This is a genomic window from Streptomyces sp. BK340, from assembly GCF_007827595.1.
Classification (GTDB): Bacteria; Actinomycetota; Actinomycetes; order Streptomycetales; family Streptomycetaceae; genus Streptomyces.
The window spans coordinates 1-17,508 of sequence record NZ_VISR01000036.1 but is presented as its reverse complement, the minus strand read 5'-3'; the positions used below and the strand labels follow the sequence as shown (position 1 = coordinate 17,508).

12 protein-coding genes and 4 pseudogenes are annotated in these 17,508 nt (G+C 67.4%); 8 read left to right on the top strand and 8 right to left on the bottom strand.

All coding sequences use genetic code 11. The annotated features are described in order from the left end of the window. Window positions 1-168: 168 nt before the first annotated feature. Complete coding sequence (locus tag FB157_RS41195) at window positions 169-1,134, bottom strand: alpha/beta hydrolase (protein ID WP_145886068.1); 966 nt, start codon at window positions 1,132-1,134, stop codon at window positions 169-171. 176 nt (window positions 1,135-1,310) lie between these two features. Between FB157_RS41195 and FB157_RS41190 the strand changes: the two genes are divergently transcribed. Continuing rightward, entirely contained in the window at window positions 1,311-1,769 is a 459-nt protein-coding gene (locus FB157_RS41190; protein ID WP_145886065.1) for a MarR family winged helix-turn-helix transcriptional regulator, read from the top strand. A 628-nt stretch (window positions 1,770-2,397) separates the two neighbouring features. Next, window positions 2,398-4,098 carry an alpha-keto acid decarboxylase family protein gene (locus FB157_RS41185; RefSeq protein ID WP_186581915.1) on the top strand — a complete coding sequence of 567 codons (1,701 nt, stop codon included), beginning with the start codon at window positions 2,398-2,400 and terminating at the stop codon, window positions 4,096-4,098. Here FB157_RS41185 and FB157_RS41180 read toward each other — a convergent pair. Then, window positions 4,088-5,295 (bottom strand): annotated as a pseudogene (locus tag FB157_RS41180) (cytochrome P450). The gene FB157_RS41185 and the pseudogene FB157_RS41180 sit on opposite strands and share 11 nt — an antisense overlap. Before the next feature lie 39 nt (window positions 5,296-5,334). Continuing rightward, entirely contained in the window at window positions 5,335-6,729 is a 1,395-nt protein-coding gene (locus FB157_RS41175; RefSeq protein ID WP_145886061.1) for an NAD(P)/FAD-dependent oxidoreductase, read from the bottom strand. Window positions 6,730-6,936: 207 nt separating this feature from the next. Between FB157_RS41175 and FB157_RS41165 the strand changes: the two are divergent. Together FB157_RS41165 and FB157_RS41160 are read left to right on the top strand one after the other, a co-directional pair. Further along, window positions 6,937-7,706 (top strand): annotated as a pseudogene (locus FB157_RS41165) (transposase). 37 nt (window positions 7,707-7,743) lie between these two features. Continuing rightward, window positions 7,744-8,627, top strand: a pseudogene (locus FB157_RS41160) (IS110 family transposase); the annotation flags it as partial. A gap of 363 nt (window positions 8,628-8,990) precedes the next feature. On the opposite strand, the gene FB157_RS41155 reads toward FB157_RS41160, so the two are convergent. Then, on the bottom strand, window positions 8,991-9,908 hold the full coding sequence (locus tag FB157_RS41155) for an NADP-dependent oxidoreductase (protein WP_145886057.1): 918 nt from the start codon (window positions 9,906-9,908) through the stop codon (window positions 8,991-8,993). Window positions 9,909-10,268: 360 nt separating this feature from the next. Between FB157_RS41155 and FB157_RS41150 the strand changes: the two genes are divergently transcribed. Next, window positions 10,269-10,790, top strand: coding sequence for a hypothetical protein (locus FB157_RS41150; protein ID WP_145886055.1), 522 nt, complete (start codon window positions 10,269-10,271; stop codon window positions 10,788-10,790). A gap of 10 nt (window positions 10,791-10,800) precedes the next feature. On the opposite strand, the gene FB157_RS41145 is transcribed toward FB157_RS41150, so the two are convergent. Then, the gene (locus FB157_RS41145) at window positions 10,801-11,676 is read right to left on the bottom strand and encodes an IS5 family transposase (RefSeq protein ID WP_145886053.1); all 876 of its coding nucleotides are present in this window, start codon (window positions 11,674-11,676) and stop codon (window positions 10,801-10,803) included. Between the two features lie 538 nt (window positions 11,677-12,214). Continuing rightward, window positions 12,215-12,406, bottom strand: a complete 192-nt coding sequence (locus FB157_RS48990) for a hypothetical protein (RefSeq protein WP_261386867.1) — start codon at window positions 12,404-12,406, stop codon at window positions 12,215-12,217. Window positions 12,407-13,085: 679 nt separating this feature from the next. On the opposite strand from FB157_RS48990, the gene FB157_RS41135 reads away from it, so the two are divergent. Beyond that, window positions 13,086-13,289 (top strand): cold-shock protein, encoded by a 204-nt coding sequence (locus FB157_RS41135; protein ID WP_094222245.1) that lies wholly within the window; start codon window positions 13,086-13,088, stop codon window positions 13,287-13,289. A gap of 519 nt (window positions 13,290-13,808) precedes the next feature. Here the strand turns inward: FB157_RS41135 and FB157_RS41130 are convergent. Beyond that, window positions 13,809-15,071 (bottom strand): helix-turn-helix transcriptional regulator, encoded by a 1,263-nt coding sequence (locus tag FB157_RS41130; protein WP_145886051.1) that lies wholly within the window; start codon window positions 15,069-15,071, stop codon window positions 13,809-13,811. A 289-nt stretch (window positions 15,072-15,360) separates the two neighbouring features. On the opposite strand from FB157_RS41130, the gene FB157_RS41125 reads away from it, so the two are divergent. Together FB157_RS41125 and FB157_RS41120 are read left to right on the top strand one after the other, a co-directional pair. Further along, window positions 15,361-15,696 carry a hypothetical protein gene (locus FB157_RS41125; protein WP_145886049.1) on the top strand — a complete coding sequence of 112 codons (336 nt, stop codon included), beginning with the start codon at window positions 15,361-15,363 and terminating at the stop codon, window positions 15,694-15,696. A 119-nt stretch (window positions 15,697-15,815) separates the two neighbouring features. Continuing rightward, on the top strand, window positions 15,816-16,760 hold the full coding sequence (locus FB157_RS41120; RefSeq protein ID WP_145886047.1) for a hypothetical protein: 945 nt from the start codon (window positions 15,816-15,818) through the stop codon (window positions 16,758-16,760). 219 nt (window positions 16,761-16,979) lie between these two features. On the opposite strand, the pseudogene FB157_RS41115 reads toward FB157_RS41120, so the two are convergent. Beyond that, window positions 16,980-17,315 (bottom strand): annotated as a pseudogene (locus FB157_RS41115) (transposase); the annotation flags it as partial. Window positions 17,316-17,508 lie beyond the last annotated feature (193 nt).

Sequence of the window (17,508 nt, the reverse complement as noted above, 5' to 3'; positions counted from 1 at the left end):
CTGCGACGAAGGGGACGGTCGCGGCGAGCGCGATCTTACGGTCGATACGGGGGGAGGGTGCGGACATGACGGAAAATCTCCTGGTTGTACGGGGTGCGGGCGGCGGCGTGCCTTGCGGTCGAACGCTTGCTGGCTGCAGATGGATCAGATCGGGCGGGTGCTGCCTGGTCAGTTGGTGCCCAGAACGTCGCGCAGCGTGGTGATGGCCTGGGTGATGGCGGCCTCGGCGGCGTGGGTGCCGCGCAGGGCGTTGAGCATCACGAAGTCGTGGATGATGCCCTGGTAGCGCACCGCCGTGACCGGGACACCGGCCTCGCGCAGCTTGTTGGCGTAGGCCTCGCCCTCGTCGCGCAGCACGTCGGCCTCGCCGGTGATGACCAGCGCCGGGGGCAGACCGGTCAGCTGCTCGGTGGTGGCGCGCAGCGGGGACGCAGTGATCTGGGCGCGCTCACTTTCGTCGGTCGTGTACTGGTCCCAGAACCACTGCATGGCGTCCCGGCGCAGGAAGTAGCCCTCGGCGAACTGGTGGTAGGAGCCGGTGTCGAAGCTGGCGTCGGTGACCGGGTAGAACAGCACCTGCTGCACCAGGGGGACGTCGCCGCGCTCCTTGGCCATCAGGGTCAGCGCCGCGGCCATGTTGCCGCCGACGGAGTCGCCGGCCACGGCGATGCGGGTGGCATCCAGGTTTTTCGCGGCGCCGTCGGTGACGATCCAGCGGGCGACGGCGTAGTTCTGTTCGATGGCGACCGGGTAACGGGCCTCCGGAGACAGGTCGTACTCGGGGAAGACGACGGCGGCCCGGGCGCCGACGGCCAGCTCGCGGACCAGGCGGTCGTGGGTGTGGGCGTTGCCGAAGACCCATCCGGCGCCGTGGATGTAGACGATCACCGGCAGCACGCTCTGAGCGTCGGCGGGGCGGACGATGCGGGCCTTGACCGATCCGGTGGGACCGCCGGGGACGGTCACCCACTCCTCGGCGATTTCCGGCTTGCTGATCTCGCCGGACTGGACCTCGTCGACGGTCCTGCGGCCTTCGACCGGCCCCAGGTCGAACAGGTACGGCGGGTTTGCGGTGGCCTCGGCGAAAGCTGCGGCGGCAGGTTCCAGCACCGGGCGGGTGGTGGTCTCGGACATGGGTCGCTCCTCATGGGGAATGGCGGCGGGCGGTAGGGCCGGCCGTCTGGGGGGGGACTGACTGGAACAGTACTGCACGATTTAGTCGTGCACAACTTAATCAAGCGCAACATAATCGTGAGCGCCTGGAAGGGTAGAATGGGGTTCGCTGACCATTCGATGTGAGGACCGGAGCCATGGACGAGACCGGGCACCAAGCCGCTGAGCCGGGCTCGCTCCTGCTCCAGGACCAGCTGTGCTTCGCCTTGTACGCCGCCTCGCGGGCGGTCACCGTCCGCTATCGGCCCCTGCTGGACGATCTGGGCCTGACCTACCCGCAGTACCTGGTCATGCTGGTGCTGTGGGAGCAGGACTCCGTATCCGTCCGTGAGCTGGGCACCGCGCTCCAACTGGAATCCAGCACCCTTTCTCCGCTGCTCAAGCGCCTGGAAGCCGGTGGCCTGATCCGCCGTGAACGACGCGCCGAGGACGAGCGGTCCGTCTCCATCCACCTCACCCCGGCTGGTGCGGATCTTCGCGATAAGGCTCGTCCCGTCCCTGCGGCCATCGGTGAGGCCATGGGACTGACTCTTGAGCAGGACGCCATGGCCAAGCACTTGCTCCGCCTGCTCACCAGGAACGTCACCGGCACTTGAGCTACCGAGCGAGCGAAGCTTGTGGGGTGTCTCTGCATTCATCGTCGAAGCACCTGGCCTGCGGCGCGGGAAAAATCGCCCGACAATGCGGGAAACTATCTACACAGAGGTTGCATCGGCCCTGACCAGGGAATTCCGTCGGTGCCCCCTGTTCCCCGGCCGACTTGGTGGCCACCACCGCTGAGAACGCCGGCATCCGCAAGACCGCTACCGGCGACCTGCCCGCCCCGCCGCGAACGTCACGAAGTTGCGGCCCCGCGCCGCCCGCATCCTGCCCGAACCACAGGAGAGCCCCTCATACGGCGTGCAGTTGGTCGGAACAGCAGGCAGACCAGGACGATCGGGCTGATCAGGCCCTGCAGGAACCCTACTCGGCCAGGCCACCAACAGCCCGCGCTGCCGCATTGTCATCACTGCCATAGGGCGTCCGCGCCGCAAACATGTCCACCGTCCCGCGTGTCCCGGCCGTCCGCGTGAGCATCGTGAAGTCGCCGGTTCACTCCTTCGCTGGTCCGCCTTCGAGGGTGCGAACGCTCCCGGAGCGCTTCCTGCCGCCTCTCACCGCAAAATGGATATAAGCCGCTCCCCTCCTGGAGGAGACGATATCGGCGATTCGGAGGCACAGGCGATGTCCACCATCCCGAGCCGATGGATGACGATCGGCGACTTCCTGCTCCGGCGTCTGGAGGAGGCTGGCGTCGGCCACCTCTTCGGTGTCCCCGGTGACTTCAACCTCGAATTGTTGCAGCAGCTTCAAGACGCGGGCACGCTGAAATGGGTCGGCAACTGCAGTGAGCTGAACGCGTCCTACGCAGCGGACGGCTATGCCCGGCTGAATGGCATGGGCGCGCTCCTCGTGACGAACGCCGTCGGCGCACTGAGCGCGATCAACGGGGTCGCCGGCTCCTACAGCGAGCACGTGCCGGTGGTCTGTATCTGCGGGTCGATACCGCTCAAGTCCATCGATCGCGGCCTGGGGATGCACCACACGATGGCCGACGGCACATGGGACCGCTTCCTCGGCGCCTACGCGCAGGTGACCGCCGCGCAGGCGCGGCTGACCCCGCACAACGCGGTCACCGAGATCGACAGGCTGATCCTCACCGCGTGGCGGGAAAAGCTCCCGGTGTACGTGGAGTTGCCTTCCGACATCGCCTATCTCGACATCGAGGTTCCGCAAGCTCCGCTGGTGCTCGCGCAACCGCCCAGCGACCCGGAACGGCTGCGGTCGTGCGTCACCGCGATCGCGGCCCACCTGTCCGCCGCCAAGTCACCGGCGGTCCTGGTGGATCTGGACGCGGACCGGTTCGGCGTGGCAGCCGACGTCATGGGGCTGGCCGAGAAAATGCGGCTCCCCGTAGCAGTGATCAGCACAGCCAAGGCGGTCATCGACGAGACGTTCCCCTATTACGTCGGCGTCTACAACGGCCAGGCAAGCGAGCCGCACACGCGCGCGGCGATCGAGACCAGCGACTGTCTGCTCTCCATCGGCTACCGGCCGATCGAGGTGACCACCGGCGACTTCACCGCCGTATTGCCCGCAAACACGATCCGCGCCCACAGCCACTCGGTGGATGTCGGCGACGACAACTACCAAGCGGTGACGCTCAAGGAGGTCATCCGCGGCGTGCTGGACGCCGTCCCGCACGTCACGAGCCGCTCCGTACCGCAGCGGCCCGCGGCGACGGGAGCCCTGGCGGACGGATCCGCCCGCCTGACGCAGGCCGGGTACTGGCAGGCGGTCCAGGGCTACCTCCGGGCGGGTGACGTGCTCCTCCTCGACAACGGCACCTCGTACGCTCTTCTCGGCCTTAGCCTCCCGCCGGGCTGCACCTTCGTCGGGTCGATCAACTGGGGCTCGATCGGCTACTCGGTCGGAGCCCTGCTCGGCACGCTGACCGCGGCACCCGACCGCCGTCACTTGCTGTTCCTGGGTGACGGCTCGTTCCAGCTGACCGCGCAGGAGCTGTCGACCATCCTGCGGCACGACCACAAGCCGGTGATCTTCCTGATCAACAACGGCGGATACACCATCGAACGCGGTTACCTCGGCAAGACCGAGCAGTACAACGACATCGCCACCTGGGCCTACGCGGACCTGCCGAGAGTGCTGCGTCCGGACACCACGGCGCGGTCGTTCGTCGTCAGGACACCCGCGGACCTGGCGGAGGCCCTCAGCGCGCCCAACGACACGCTGATCTTCATCGAAGCGGTCATGGATCCCTACGACGCTCCCGCCGCGGTCATGACCAGCAGCAACACCGGCGCGGACATCGACTACGGGCCTCGCGGCCCGCAACACCGCGACAACGTGCAACTCAGACCCTGACGCCCTCGATCGCCACGGGAAGGTGGCGAGGGCCGCGCAGCACGGCGTTGGCGCGGTACGGCGGCGGGTCCTCCAGCAGCCCGGAGAACCTGACCCGGCGGAACAATTCGGGGATGGCCGCGTGGAGTTCGATGCGGGCGAGGGGGCGCCGAAGCAGTAGTGGATGCCGGTGTACATGCCCAGGTGCTCGTTGTCCTTGCGGTCGGGGTCGAACCGGTCGGGGTCCCGGAAGCGTTGGGGATCGCGGTTGGCCGCGGCCAGCATGAGCCAGACCGGCGAGCCGGCCGGGATCGTGGTGCCGGCGACCTCGATATCGGCCAGGGCGGTGGTGAATGGGATGAACTGGACCGGGGACTCGTACCGCAGCACCTCCTCGATGAGCGGGACGGCCAGCTTCGGCTCCTTCTGGAACCGATCGAGGACGTCGGGGTGGCGCAGCAGGATCAGGGTCGTGTTGGTGATCGCGTTGACGGTGGTCTCGTGTCCGGCGACCAGGAGCAGCACCGCGGTGGCCTCCAGGTCCGCCGGTGTCATGTCGGGGGCGAGCGCGCTGAGCATTCCGGGGCCGGGGTGGCGGCGTTTGGTCTCGATCAGCTCGGTCAGGTAGGCGCCCATGTCCTGACGTGCCTGCTGGGCTTGCTCCGTGCCACTGTCGTCGCCGGAGTGGGGATCGAGCGACGACGCCAGGGCGTCGGCCCATACGTGGAAGCGGGGTTCGTCCTCGCGCGGCACGCCGAGGACCTTGCAGATGGCGGTGACAGGAAGCGGATAGGAGAACTCCTCGACGATGTCGACCTGGTCCTTGCCTTCGAAGGCGTCGAGCAGCTCGGCGACGACCTTGGCCAGCTCTCCGCGCAGGCCGTCGAGGAACCTGGGGCTGTGCGGGGGGCCGAAGGGCCGGTTGATGGTGCCCCGCAGCCGGTCGTGCACGGGCGGGTCGGTGAAGATGAAGCTGGGCGGCAGGCCGGTCTCCGCCGCCGGCTGCCCGGTGCGGGCGTAGCCGGGTGGACGGTTGCTCGTGTCGTTGCTCAGCCGCGGGTCGTTGGCCAGGCTCCGCACCTCGTAGTAGGTACTGACCAGATAGGTTCCGTCCTCCTCGCGCCTGACCGGTTGCTTGCGCAGCTCCGCGTAGAGCGAGAAGGGGTCGGCCCGGTTGTCGTAGTCGATGATCTGCGCGGAGATGGTGCCGGACGTCATGGTGACTCCTGAGGGCTCCGTACGGGGCAGGGCCGGTGGTCAGGCATGTGACGGAACGAACTGGACACGCCGTTCGCTCGGTGAGTGGCCCGTCAGCGTGACTGTGGCCCCGTGGGTGGGCAGGTGGGGATCCGGGAAGGCCGGGTCGATCGGCTGCAGCGTCTGGGTGTGACGGTCGACCGTGCGGTACTCCGGCGGGAAGGGCGCGCCGGATGCGATCTGCTGCTCGTAGAACCCCAGCCACTTGGCTCCGTCGAAGGACGCCGCGGCGATGACGCGGCCTCGGTAGCCGTAGACCGCGACGAACCGCTCCTCGTCGAGCGCCCCCTGGGCGACCACCAGTTGGTCGCCCAGCGAGGGCACGCCCACCGACTTGATGTTGATACCGAACTGGGTGGACCAGAACATCGGCAGCCACAGATGTGGACGGCGATCCGGGCCCGCGCAGATCATGTTGTGGGCGGCGATCTCGGCCTGTTCGACCGCGTTGCCCCAGTGCTCCAGAGCCAGGAACTGGTAGTCGAACAGCGGGTGGGGACTGCGGGCGACGTCACCGGCCGCGTAGATGTCGTCGGTGACGATGCCGTTCACGTCGAACACCCGGCACCCGGCGTCGCACGCGATCCCCCGGGGACCCGCGGCCACCCCCGAGCCGGCGAGCCACTCCGTGTTCCGCATGGCACCCAGCGAGACAACCGCCACGGCCACGTCGATCGCCGAACCGTCGGACAGATGGGCCCGCTTGAGCCGCCCCACGTCGTCGCCTTCCAGGGCGGTGACGCTGATGCCGCAGCGCAGGTCGACTCCGTGCCCCCGCTGCAGCAGGTCCGCGACCGCGCCGATCACCTCGCCGAGTGTGCCCACCAGGGGCGCCGGCCCGCGTTCGGCTACGGTGACATCGAGACCCAACTCCCGGCAGCCGGAGGCGACTTCCGAGCCCGTGAAACCGGCGCCGATCACCATGACCCGGGACACGCCCCCGGTCAGCTTCCGGGTCAGGGGCGCGGAGTCGTCGCGGGTGCGCAGCACGAACACCCCGTCCAGCGCGGCCTCTTCCGGGTGGAACCAGGGCCGTGCTCTGGTCCCGGTGGTGATCAGCAGGCGGTCGTAGGGGACGGTGTCGCCGTTCGTAAGGCGCACTTGCTTGGCGTCCCGGTCGAGGCCCTCGGCGGCGACGCCCAGACGCCATTCGGCGTCGATGTCCCGCCGCCGCGGCAGCAGGGTGTCCTCAGGCCGTGCCCGCCCGAGCAGCGCCTGCTTGGACAGCGGCGGCCGGTCGTAGGGTTCGTACGGCTCATCGCCGATCATGGTCAGGGATCCGGTAAAGCCTTTCTCGCGCAGCGTCTCCGCTGCACGCAGACCGGCCAGCGACGCACCGACCACGACAACGCGGCCCTGACGCCGCAGGACCTCGACGTCCGTATCAGCCGACATGAGGCTTCACACCCTTCGTCGGCTCGTCGGAGTAGTCGACCAGGATGGCCTGGACCGGGCAGGCGGCAGCGGCCTTCTCCACCCGGTCCTTTTGTGCCTCGTCGAAGCGAGGCGAGAACAGCAGCGCCTCGTCGCCGTGGAGGGAGAAGACGTCTGGGGCTAAAGGTTGTCCCGTGACCCGTGTGACCGTTGGTGCGTTGACTGGGCATGGGTGGGGTGATTTCAGCGGATGATCCCAAGTGGATCGAGCCGTTCTCCGGGCTGACCGAGGTGCAGTTCGCCAGGCTGGTGGCTTTGGTGCGGCGTCGCGGTGGTGACGTTCAGCGCGGTGTCGTCCCTGGCGGCTGCCGCTGGAGGACCGGGTGTTGCTGGTAGCGACGTACTGGCGCACGAACCTGACGTTACGGCAGGTGGCGCCGTTGTTCGGTGTCTCGAAGTCTGCGGCTGACCGCATCCTCGATCACCTGGCGCCCTTGCTGGCCATCTCGCCGGCCCGACGGCCGCGCAAGGACACCGTCTACATCGTCGACGGCACCTTGGTGCCCACCCGTGATCGCAGCGTGGCCGCCTCCAGCAAGAACTATCGGTACTCGACGAACGTGCAGGTCGTGATTGATGCCAACAGCCGCCTGGTGGTGGCGATCGGCCTGCCTCTGCCCGGCAGCCGCAACGACTGCCGGGCGTTCACGGAGTCCGGCGTGGACCGGGCCTGCCGCGGAGCACCGACCATCGCCGACGGCGGATACCAGGGCACCGGCCTGCTCATCCCGCACCGCAAACGACGAGGTCAGACTCGTCTCAGTCGACAGCTGGAAGCGGAGAATGCCGTCCACCGCCGGGCGCGGGCCAGGGTGGAACACGCCCTGTCGCGGTTGAAGAACTGGAAGATCCTGCGCGACTGCCGACTCAAGGGCCACGGTGTTCACCAGGCGATGCTCGGCATCGCCCGGCTCCACAACCTGGCCCTCACTGGATAACTCACGTCCCATACGGGACAACCTCTAGGAAGACGCGGATGCAGCCGTCATCGCCGACCAGGTCCGCATCCGCCGCGACCTGCACCCCTTACGCGCCGGCAACGAGACGGTCACCGACCTCAAGATCCTCACCGTCCGGCGCATAGACCTCGTCGCCGACCGCACCCGCACCGTCAACCGGCTCCGGGCTCAGCTCACCGGGAGCTTCCCCGGCCTGGAACGGTCCCTGGACCTCACCAACAAGGGCCCGCTGACGCTGCTGACCGCTATCAGGCCCCTGGGGCCATCCACCGGCTTGGCGCCAAGCGCCTGGAGACTTGGCTGCGAAACCGTAAGGTCCTCCGAGCCGATCAGCTCGCTGCGACCGCGGTCGAAGCGGCCGAACGCCAGCACACCAGCCTGCCCGGGGAGAACCTGACCGCGCAGATGGTGCACACGCTCGCGAAGGAGGTGATGGCCCTCAACGACCAGGTCGCCGAGCTCGACAAGTTCATCGAGGCCCGATTTCGCGACCACCAGCACTTCGAAGTGATCACCAGCATGCCCGGTCTCGGCATCATCCTCGGCACCGAGTTCCTCGCCGCCACCGGCGGCGGCATGGCCGTCTTCGGCAATCCGGACCGTCTCGCTGGCTTCGGCGGCGTCGCCCCGGTCCCGCGCGGCTCCGGCAAGATCAGCGGCAGCCTGCGACGCCCCCAGCGGTACAACCGACGGCTCCAGCGCGTGCTCTACACCTCCGCGCTATTCAGCATCCGGCGGTCCGAAGAGTCCCGCCGGTTCTACGACCGCAAACGTGCCGAGGGCAAGCGCCACACCCAAGCCGTCCTCGCCCTCGCCCGCCGCCGCGTCAACGTCCTCTGGGCCCTCCTCCGCGACGGAGGGTGCTACGAGCTCACGCCACCGACTGCCCTCGCGGCTTGACGAACCGCATGAGGAATCGGTGGCACAGGACACTGTGCCAACCAATCTCGAGCACGCGCCATCGAACCTTGGCACTTAAGAGGGCGCGCCGTCGAAGTCTGGTCGTCCCTGCGCTGGTACCAGCCAGATTGAGTGGGGTTCACGCTGGCTGTTCTGGTGCTCGATTGGATGGCAGAGCGACTGGCTTCACTGTTGCAGGGTCTCGCCGCGTCCGACATGTCGATCTTTTGCGACCTGGGCTTTCTTGGTTGTCTCACGGCCGTGTCACCGTGATCAGTCTCAAGTCCGTGGCATTTCTCGTCCGACACCGGGCAGGTCAGCGGTCGTCCAGCCCACCACCGCTGTTGGCCCATTCCAGGGCGCTCAGGGGCGCACGCGAATGACGGTCTTGCCCTTGCGCCGCTCGGTCGGGTTGAGCGCAGGGACGGCGTCGTCGAGGGTCGCGACGGTTCCGATGTACGTGCGGAGGCGCCCGTCCCGCACCCGGTCGACGATCTCCACCAGCTGACTCGGAACGGACTCGACGACGAAGTCGACCGCCAAGCCGTCGACAGGGCGAGCCTCAACAGGCCCGACCACCGACACCAGCGTCCCGCCAGGCCGGATGATTCTCGCCGAGCGCCTTTGGATGTCAGCGCCGATGACATCGAAGACCACGTCGACCCCGCCGATGTCGTCGAGATCCTCGGTGGCGAGGTCGAGGAACTCGTTCGCGCCGAAGTCGAGCGCCGCCTGGCGGTCCGCCGCCCGCCCGGTACCGATGACGTAGGCGCCGAACTCCCGGGCGAGCTGCGTAACCACGGACCCGACTGCGCCGGCGGCGCCGTGTGCGAGGACGCTCTGCCCCGCCTGAAGACGACCGTGCTGGAACAGACCTTGCCACGCGGTCAGGCCGGAGATCGGCAGGCTCGCACCCACCGTGAAGTCGACGTTCCCCGGCAGCGGCGCCAGGTTGCGTGCCTCCACGGCCGCGTACTCGGCCAGGGTTCCATCGCGGTGCCAGTCCGTGATCCCGAACACCCGCTGTCCCAGCGAGAGCCCCGTCGTGCCGTAGCCGAGGGAGGTGACCACTCCGGCGAACTCGTGGCCGATGATCGCCTGGGCTCGATCGCGACCGGCGCGATCGACCCACGTCGAGGGCCACTCCCACTCCGCGGGGACGAAGCCCGACGCATGGACTTCAACGACGACGTCGTTGATCGCCGGCGTCGGCTCAGGCCGCTCCGCGAGTGTGATCCCGGCTGCTTCCGCGGCCGGATCCGTCGCGACGATTGCCTTCACTGGTACCTCCGTATATCTCGTGCTCGCCGGCTCTGTGCGCCGCCCAAGCCATGGAGTGGGCTGATTAGTCCACAGAGGAACGGCAACAAGATCCGTCACCACAGACGGATGGACCACTGAAACGCGTCGAGTCCAACCGGAGCTCGACGAGCACCACACACCCAGGGCAGCAACACCCACCCACGCGCCAGTCTCACGGCGATGTCGTGTACGACATCGGTACGACACGGCTCGTGCGCTTACGACATCAGCCGTAAGACCCAACAGGTTCGGTGTAGAGACTCAGGATCCGTTTCTTGTCACGCTGCCGTGACCTGCGGCTTCTAGGGCGTGTGTCGGAAGTGCTCTAGGTTGGCTGACGTGAGTGGGCGGGGGCGGAGTTATCGATATGTCGGACCGGTCGAGCTGAAAGCCGCGGTCCGGCCTGGTGACGGCGGGCGTCGGATCGCCTCGGCGGCTGACTTCGGTGGCTGGATCGTGCAGCGCCCGGCGGCGGAGCTGGCCGAACCGTTCACCTTCGTGGTCGGTATGGACGGTGTGCTTCGTCTGGCGCCGCGGCGAAGCGAGCACGTGGCCTGTGCCGGCGGAGCCATGGTTCTGGGTGCCGGCGAGATCAGCTTCATGCGCGAGGCAGACCGGTGGACCGTGAACGAGGTCAGCAACCAGTCCACCGGGTACTGCCCAGACGTCAGCTCCTGGGCGGAGGTCGCCCGTGCTCTCGACGCTGTGGAGCTCCGGCGGCCTTCCGGCTTCACCCACGAGGTTGTATTCCGGCGGTGCCCCGACTGCCAGGAGCACAACATCGTGCGCGAGGACGACTTCGTCTGCGTCTTCTGCGGCAGCGATCTGCCTGCGGCGTGGAACGTAGATCCCACCGCCTGACGATCGAGGGTCACAGCCACTCGTTGATGGCAGCGACGAGGACGGTCGCCTCGTAGCGGACGGCGAGCTTGTCGTAGCGCGTGGCGACAGCACGGTGCCTCTTGAGGCGGTTGATCCCACACTCGACCGCATGGCGCTCGCGGTAGTCGGCTGGGTCGAAGCGCGGAGGTCGGCCGCCGCGGGAGCCGAGCTTCTGGCGGTTGCGTGCCTGGTCGGCCTTGTCCGGGATGGTGCATCGGATTCCACGGCGGCGCAGGTAGGCGCGGTTCTTGCGGGAGGCGTACGCCTTGTCCGCCCGCACGCGATCGGGGCGGACGCGTGGCCGGCCCGGCCCGAGGCGGGGCACGCGAACCTGCGCCAACACGGTTTCGAACTGCGGCGAGTCCCCACGTTGGCCTGCGGTCACCACGATCGACATGGGCTTTTGACCGTGCTCGACGGCCAGGTGCAGCTTGGTGGTAAACCCGCCGCGCGACCTTCCTAGCCCGTGATCAGGAAGTTCGGTGAACACACCACCTGGTGGTTCCTTCTGCAGATCGCCTTGCTTGCGGGCTCCGGCCGCATGCTGGTGGGCGCGGCAGACCGTGGAGCCGACGCTCAGGTCCCACGTGATCGCACCCTTCGCATCGGCCAGGGACTGGAGTCTGTTGAGGATCCGGTGCCAGGTGCCGTTCCGCTGCCATCGGCGGAACAGGTCGTAGACCCGGCCCCACGGCCCGTACTCGACAGGTACATCACGCCACGGAACACCGGTACGGACCCGGAACCGTATGCCGTCGATCAACCGCCGGCGAGGCCAGACGGGCGGCCGCCCCGCCCTGGCACCCTTCGGCAACAACGGCTCCAGTACCGCCCACTGCTCGTCCGTGAGATCTCCCCGCCCCATGCACCGTGATCATTCACAGCCCAAGATCCACTTTCGATACACGGCCTAGTGCATCCACCGCTTCGAACTCCCGAATGGGCCGTTGGCGTCGCGCACGATGTCGGCGGATATGGGGCGGTTGCAGTAGGCGATACCCAGGTGCGGGCGAAGCAGCGACGTCGGCTTGCGCGGCGGATACACGACTCGGTGCCGGCTGCTGATAGGGCCTCATGCAGCTGAATGACGGGTGTCCAGGGGGGGCGACGCTATAGCGGATCGCGCCGCAGAACGCCGTGATCGGCACAGCTCGGAGGGGGAAGTTAACCGTTTTGCGTTCATGTGCTTTGGTGACCAGGCGGTCCAGTTGACCGGAGTCGATCTCGTCAACGGGGCCGATGCGCCCCAGGGCCAGGTGCAGGCCGTCCGCGCCGCTGTGATGCTGTCCCCAACTTCGCTGCAATAGCTACCCCCTGCACCGCACCACCCCCGACCCCCACCCATGTGCATGCAACGCTTTCCTGTGTCAGGGTTTTGTGTGGGATCTCCGGCGAGAGGTGCGCTACCGGATGATGGGCTGCGGACGCCGCGCTGCAGGCTGCACCCTTGAGTGCTGCACGAACGGTTGCCACAACACCTCGTCGGTGTACCGGTTGTGGTGCCAGGCTGCCAGCGCGTGCACGGCAACCAGCCGGTCGAGTAGCTCTGCGGTCTGGTGAGGCGAATGTCCGCCCGGGCGGGTGAGCAGGTCCATGTCGACGCTGTGCACAGTGCGGTCGCTTGAGTGTGCGGCCAGGACGAGTGCGACCAGCCGCAGTCCGGGCGGCGACGTTTTGGGCAGGGGCAGGGGGGGCGCAGCGCCCAGTGGGCGGCGCGGCAGCACGCCCTTCGGCCCGGGACCTGCTGCAGGATCGCGGCGTCGAGCAGCTGCACCGCCACCGGCGTTGACCTGAGATCGAGGGAGTGCAGCCAGGCTGCGTGGGCGAGTTCCTCCCAGATTTCCGTGCGTCCGTGCAGGCGCGTGCTGCGTAGCAGTCCCGCAGCCAGTCGGGTGTGGCCACGGGCGTCGGCACGCAGGGCGCACTGCAGGGCGAGCATGCGGGCGGCGGGGGAGGTGAACCGATGCAGGGCGGTGGCGAGGTAGGTGAGCGCCTCTTGTACCCGCATGCGTTCTTCCGGCCCGAGCTGATGGGTGCCACGTGGAGGCGCTGGCGGGGTGGGGGAGTGCGGCCTGCCGAGCTGTGTGTCGGGGGACGACGCCCGTTGCTCTCTGGTGAGGCCCGATCTCGCCGTGTAGCGTGATCGTTAGATGTTCTGGCTCCCAGTGCCCGCCCGCGCTTTGGCGTGGGCGCTTTGCTGTGCGGTGCCGGACCAAGGGTGTCACTTTCGGGTCCGCGTGGTGCGGGTCCGGTATCGATTGGAAGGCTGTGAGCATGGCCAGCGGAACCGTCAAGTGGTTCAACGCCGAAAAGGGTTTCGGCTTCATCTCCCAGGACGGCGGCGGGCCGGACGTCTTCGCGCACTACTCCAACATCAACGCCAGCGGCTTCCGTGAGCTTCAGGAGGGCCAGAAGGTGACCTTCGATATCGGCCAGGGCCAGAAGGGGCCGCAGGCGGAGAACATCACTCCCGCCTGATCTGATCTGGCGTAGTGCGGCTCAGGTCCCGGAACTCCTCCGGGACCTGAGCCGTTCGTACGGCTGTTTCGAGGCTCGTTGTCGAAGTCTTGCGGGCGCGGCGATGGCGATCGGCAGCAGTCCTCAGCCGCGTACCGGCATTCCCTGGGGTGGTCCGTACAGGACCTGCCGCGTGGCACGGTCGGAGACTGTAGGCGGTCCGCTGTCGGTCAGTCCCGGCGGGCACCCTGGATGATCCGGTCGATGATGGCGCGGCCCGTTCCGGTTGCGTCTTCAGCCACCTGCTTAGGTGGTCCTGGACGGCCCGTAAGTCCGGGTTCTCACCCTGGTGCATTCCTCGTCCGGCGGTATGGGCAGCTTCCCGCCGACGTCCAGGTGCAGCCGGACCAGATGGAAGGCACACGCCACTGCATCCGCCAGGCAGGGTACCCATGACGGGGTGGTGTCCTCCAGTTGCTCAGGCCGCTCCTGCGACCGCGCGCCAGCCGGCGACTGAGCCAGCAGGCCTTGGGGCACGCCTCAGTGCGTGCTGCCTGGCCTTGCCTGTGTGTGGAGGCGCAGGGTGATGGATAGCCACGGTGGGGTCGCGGTGCCGTGGACCATGCAGTCGCTTTCTGTGGAAGCGATGGAGCGGTAGGCCGTCGTGAGTGTGGCGTTGCGGGGTGACGGGTCCACGGGCTGCCAGGGTGTTTCCTGCCAGGGTGGATCGAATTGAGGGGCGGGGCCGTTTGGGGCGTTCATGGCGGTGAAGAAGAGGTCACCTTCAGTGCACAGTGGCAGGTCGCCCATGTTGATGGATTCGCTGCTGGTGTTTGTGTTGTTGCCGGGTTCGGCCGCGATCCAGGGTCCAGCGGCGGTGATCTTCCGGAAGGCGTCGACCTCGGTGGTGGCTACGGTGGCTTTCGGCCAGCGAATGGTGATCTGATCGAGTGTGTCCAGCGGCTTGGCGCCGATGACTGCGAAGAGCAGCAGGCGGCCGCGGTCGTTGATCTGCCCGGCCGGCCGGTAGCGGTTGCCGGCGGTGTCGGTCACGGTGACCGCACCTGAGCCCGCGCCGGTGAGCGCGATGGTGACGATCAGCGTCTGGCCGCGGGTGACCGCATGCAGCACCTGCAGGTCGGCGCCGGTGATCATGGGACCGTAAGGGGACCTGACGTCGCCATTGCCGATCCGGGCGACGTAGGCAGCCCTGTTCGTGGTCCGGGGGGCGTGCGGGCTGTGGTGGGACGGCAGCGTGGGCAGCGGGCCTCGGTCGGAGGAGAGCGTGGTCCGGGAGGCGTGCGGGCTGTGGTGGGACGGCAGCGTGGGCAGCGGGCCTCGGTCGGAGGAGAGCGTGGTGACCGTCAGCAGGGCGGTGAGCAGGATGCCGTAGCGTGCCGCGGGTCCTCTTCCACGTGTGTGTGCGGCCGGATGGCAGGCTGCCTGTGCCTTTGGGGGCGTGTCCGGTTCGTCTGGCGGGACGACTGAGGGTTGCGGATCGTCATGATCGGTGGGTGCCGTCGTGGGGGGAGCGGGCGGCTCCTCGGCGTCCGCGTGCCCGGATCGGGCCGGCGGTAACGCCTGACGGGCCAGGCGGAGGAGTTCCTCGCCCTCGTCCTCGGGCAGGCCGAGTGCGGTGGCCAGCAGTCGCAGCGTTTCCCGGCGGGGCCGGGCGACCCTGCCGTGCTCGAGGTCACGGATGGCCCGCACGCTCAGCCCCGAGCGTTCGGCGAGTTCCTCCTGCGTCAGCCCGGCCCCGCTGCGCCGGGCGCGTAACAGTGCGCCGAATCCGTCCTCGCTCATCACGCCCCCGTCAGATGATCCGGACCTGCGCAGGTGAGTACATCACAGGGTGTCTGCCGGGAAAACTGCCGGTCTTTCTTCCGGCTGTTCTGCCTGGTCACCGGTGTGGATGGCTGCGGATGATCGATACCGGGAAGCCTTGGCCGGCCTTGGCCCGTCGTCGCCGGGCAGCCGCGAACTCGGCTGGATCTCTCCGTCGGGTGTTGGCGCGTCAACTGCTCGCGCCGGCCCTGTATCCCGCATCACCTACGTCATCCCGCTTCACTACATCCAAAGGAGCTCTGCGCGAATGAACATCCGCAGGAAACTTGCTGCAGCTGCCATGACGGCCGGACTCGTCGCCGGCGGAGTTGCCATGGCCGGTCCGGCCGACGCGACGGTCACGTGGGTCGGGTGCCCCGTAAAGCCTGGCTATATCCAGGTCAACAGCAACACCCACCCCCCGTTCTGCTACACCGGCTCCGGGGAGGGCTGGGCCAACATCGACAGCACCACGTCGGTTCAGTCGGCCGGCCCTTGGGGGCACATCGTCGATCTGCACTCGGGCGTCAGGTACGCCTACGGGAGCTACACCACCACGTCGATGCCGTATGTCTGGACGGACCGGGTGGACCTCTTCCAGTAGAGCACCGCTCGACCTCGGGGCTTTGAGTTGAAGGCGGCTGGCCGAACCTGCACCGGGTGCGGTCGGCCGCCATTTCACACGTACCAAGACAACGTCTGCAGAGTAGAAGTGATCACTGAATGCGTGGAGTCAAGGTCATAGCAGCAGTACTCGCCTCGGTCGCAATTGCAGGATGCGGCAGCACCCGTTCCGCCAAGTCTTCGGCTCAACCGCCGCCACTTGGCGCAGTACCCATCATCACTTCACCCGATGCCATTTCCCTGCCGATCGACGCATACACTCCGACGCAGAGCGAGGAGGACACTCTTGGGCATGCGGCCGCGATTTCATTCGCGCGATGCATGCAGAGGTTCGGGTTCCGGGAGCCCAAGAAGCTGCTGTCGGACACTCAGCCCGCCCTCGTACTGCACAACCTGAGGGCCCGTAGTCCGATATATGGGTTCTTTGATCCGAGTGTCGTGCATGCTGAAGGCTACGGCGTTGTGCGTTCCGCCGGTGGACGTGCCGCAACACGTGAAGCAGAGGTCCAGCCGCCAACCACCGCAGAGAAGAGCCTGATCACCGGACATGACGCCTCGGGCGCCCGCTTGGCCGGCTACGACGGAAAGCCGGTACCCAAGGAGGGGTGCCAGGGGTATGCGTTCAGGGCGGTCGGCGGCTCATTGCCCGGTGTCGGAAGTACTCACGATATGCCCGGCGGCGGCCCGGACGTGCCGCTTACCGATCCCCGGATCGCCTCGGTCAACAAACAGTGGTCTGACTGCATGGAGGTGAAGGGTTTCGATTACCCGACGCCGGTCGATGCCATCTCTGACCCGAAATGGAAGCCGGACCCCAAGAAAATCGAAGACTACAGGCCGTCGCGTGAGCAGATCGCCGTCGCGTCTGCCGATATGGGATGCAAACTGTCGCTGAATCTCGTCGGCATCGACGTTGCAGTTGCTTCCGCATATCACAAGCAATACATCGACTCACATGCCGCTGAACTGGCTGAATACAGAAGGGATTTTGGGAGTCGCCTCAAGAAAGCGGCTGCCATCATCGCCAGCGAGAACGCTATCTAATACTTCAGTTGCACTTCGCTGTTCCTGCTGGTCGGAGGCTGGTTACTGACCACAGTCAGCTGACGCATTGTCACACGGTGGGTAGGCCCGCCGCAGCATCGCTCACCCGGACTAGATCGCCTACTACCTGGCCTATGCGCCAGGCGGCACCGGTGTCGCGGAGCTGGTGCGGTCGCCGGCTCCCGCTGGGCGATCGAGTCCTGCTTCCAGAGCGCCAGCGTAGACGTGGCAGAACAGCAGCTCCGGGCTGGTCGGGGCGTCAGGACGCAGCCATTTGCTCACGTCGACGGCGAGCACGATCCGCCCGTCGGCCGCCCGCGGCAGAGGCGTGGAGGCGAGCAGCCTGCGCAGGCGGCGCGGCTCCAGCCAGCCATGGTTGACCGCGTCGTACATCGCCCCGTGCCCGCTCCGGTGCTCAGCCGTGAGCGTCAACTCGACCAGCGACGTCACCGGGCCATCCGCGCACAGCACCGCGTCGGTGAGCTCGAAGAGCGCATCCGCCCGGGTGTGGAGGCAGTCGTAGAACTGGACCCGAAAGTGGGACAGGACACCCAACGCGGCTTCAGTGGACTGTTCAGCGGCGAGACTCTTCACCAGCGGCCGTTCCTTCACGCGACGTTGCTCGACACCTCGAGGCGTGAAGAACGGCCGCCGGTTGCGTCCATGGAGATGGTGTACGGGTTCGACCTGATCCGGGGGTTTGCTCCGGCGTCGGGATGATGCCCGCATAGATGAACGGCCACCGGCT

Excerpts from the sequence above, each read along its gene's own strand:
- FB157_RS41145 (WP_145886053.1), bottom strand. The coding sequence starts at position 11,676 with ATGGGGCGGGGAGATCTCACGGACGAGCAGTGGGCGGTACTGGAGCCG.
- FB157_RS41125 (WP_145886049.1), top strand. The coding sequence starts at position 15,361 with ATGAACATCCGCAGGAAACTTGCTGCAGCTGCCATGACGGCCGGACTC.
- FB157_RS41190 (WP_145886065.1), top strand. The coding sequence starts at position 1,311 with ATGGACGAGACCGGGCACCAAGCCGCTGAGCCGGGCTCGCTCCTGCTC.
- FB157_RS41130 (WP_145886051.1), bottom strand. The coding sequence starts at position 15,071 with ATGAGCGAGGACGGATTCGGCGCACTGTTACGCGCCCGGCGCAGCGGG.
- FB157_RS41195 (WP_145886068.1), bottom strand. The coding sequence starts at position 1,134 with ATGTCCGAGACCACCACCCGCCCGGTGCTGGAACCTGCCGCCGCAGCT.
- FB157_RS48990 (WP_261386867.1), bottom strand. The coding sequence starts at position 12,406 with ATGGACCTGCTCACCCGCCCGGGCGGACATTCGCCTCACCAGACCGCA.
- FB157_RS41120 (WP_145886047.1), top strand. The coding sequence starts at position 15,816 with ATGCGTGGAGTCAAGGTCATAGCAGCAGTACTCGCCTCGGTCGCAATT.
- FB157_RS41175 (WP_145886061.1), bottom strand. The coding sequence starts at position 6,729 with ATGTCGGCTGATACGGACGTCGAGGTCCTGCGGCGTCAGGGCCGCGTT.
- FB157_RS41135 (WP_094222245.1), top strand. The coding sequence starts at position 13,086 with ATGGCCAGCGGAACCGTCAAGTGGTTCAACGCCGAAAAGGGTTTCGGC.
- FB157_RS41185 (WP_186581915.1), top strand. The coding sequence starts at position 2,398 with ATGTCCACCATCCCGAGCCGATGGATGACGATCGGCGACTTCCTGCTC.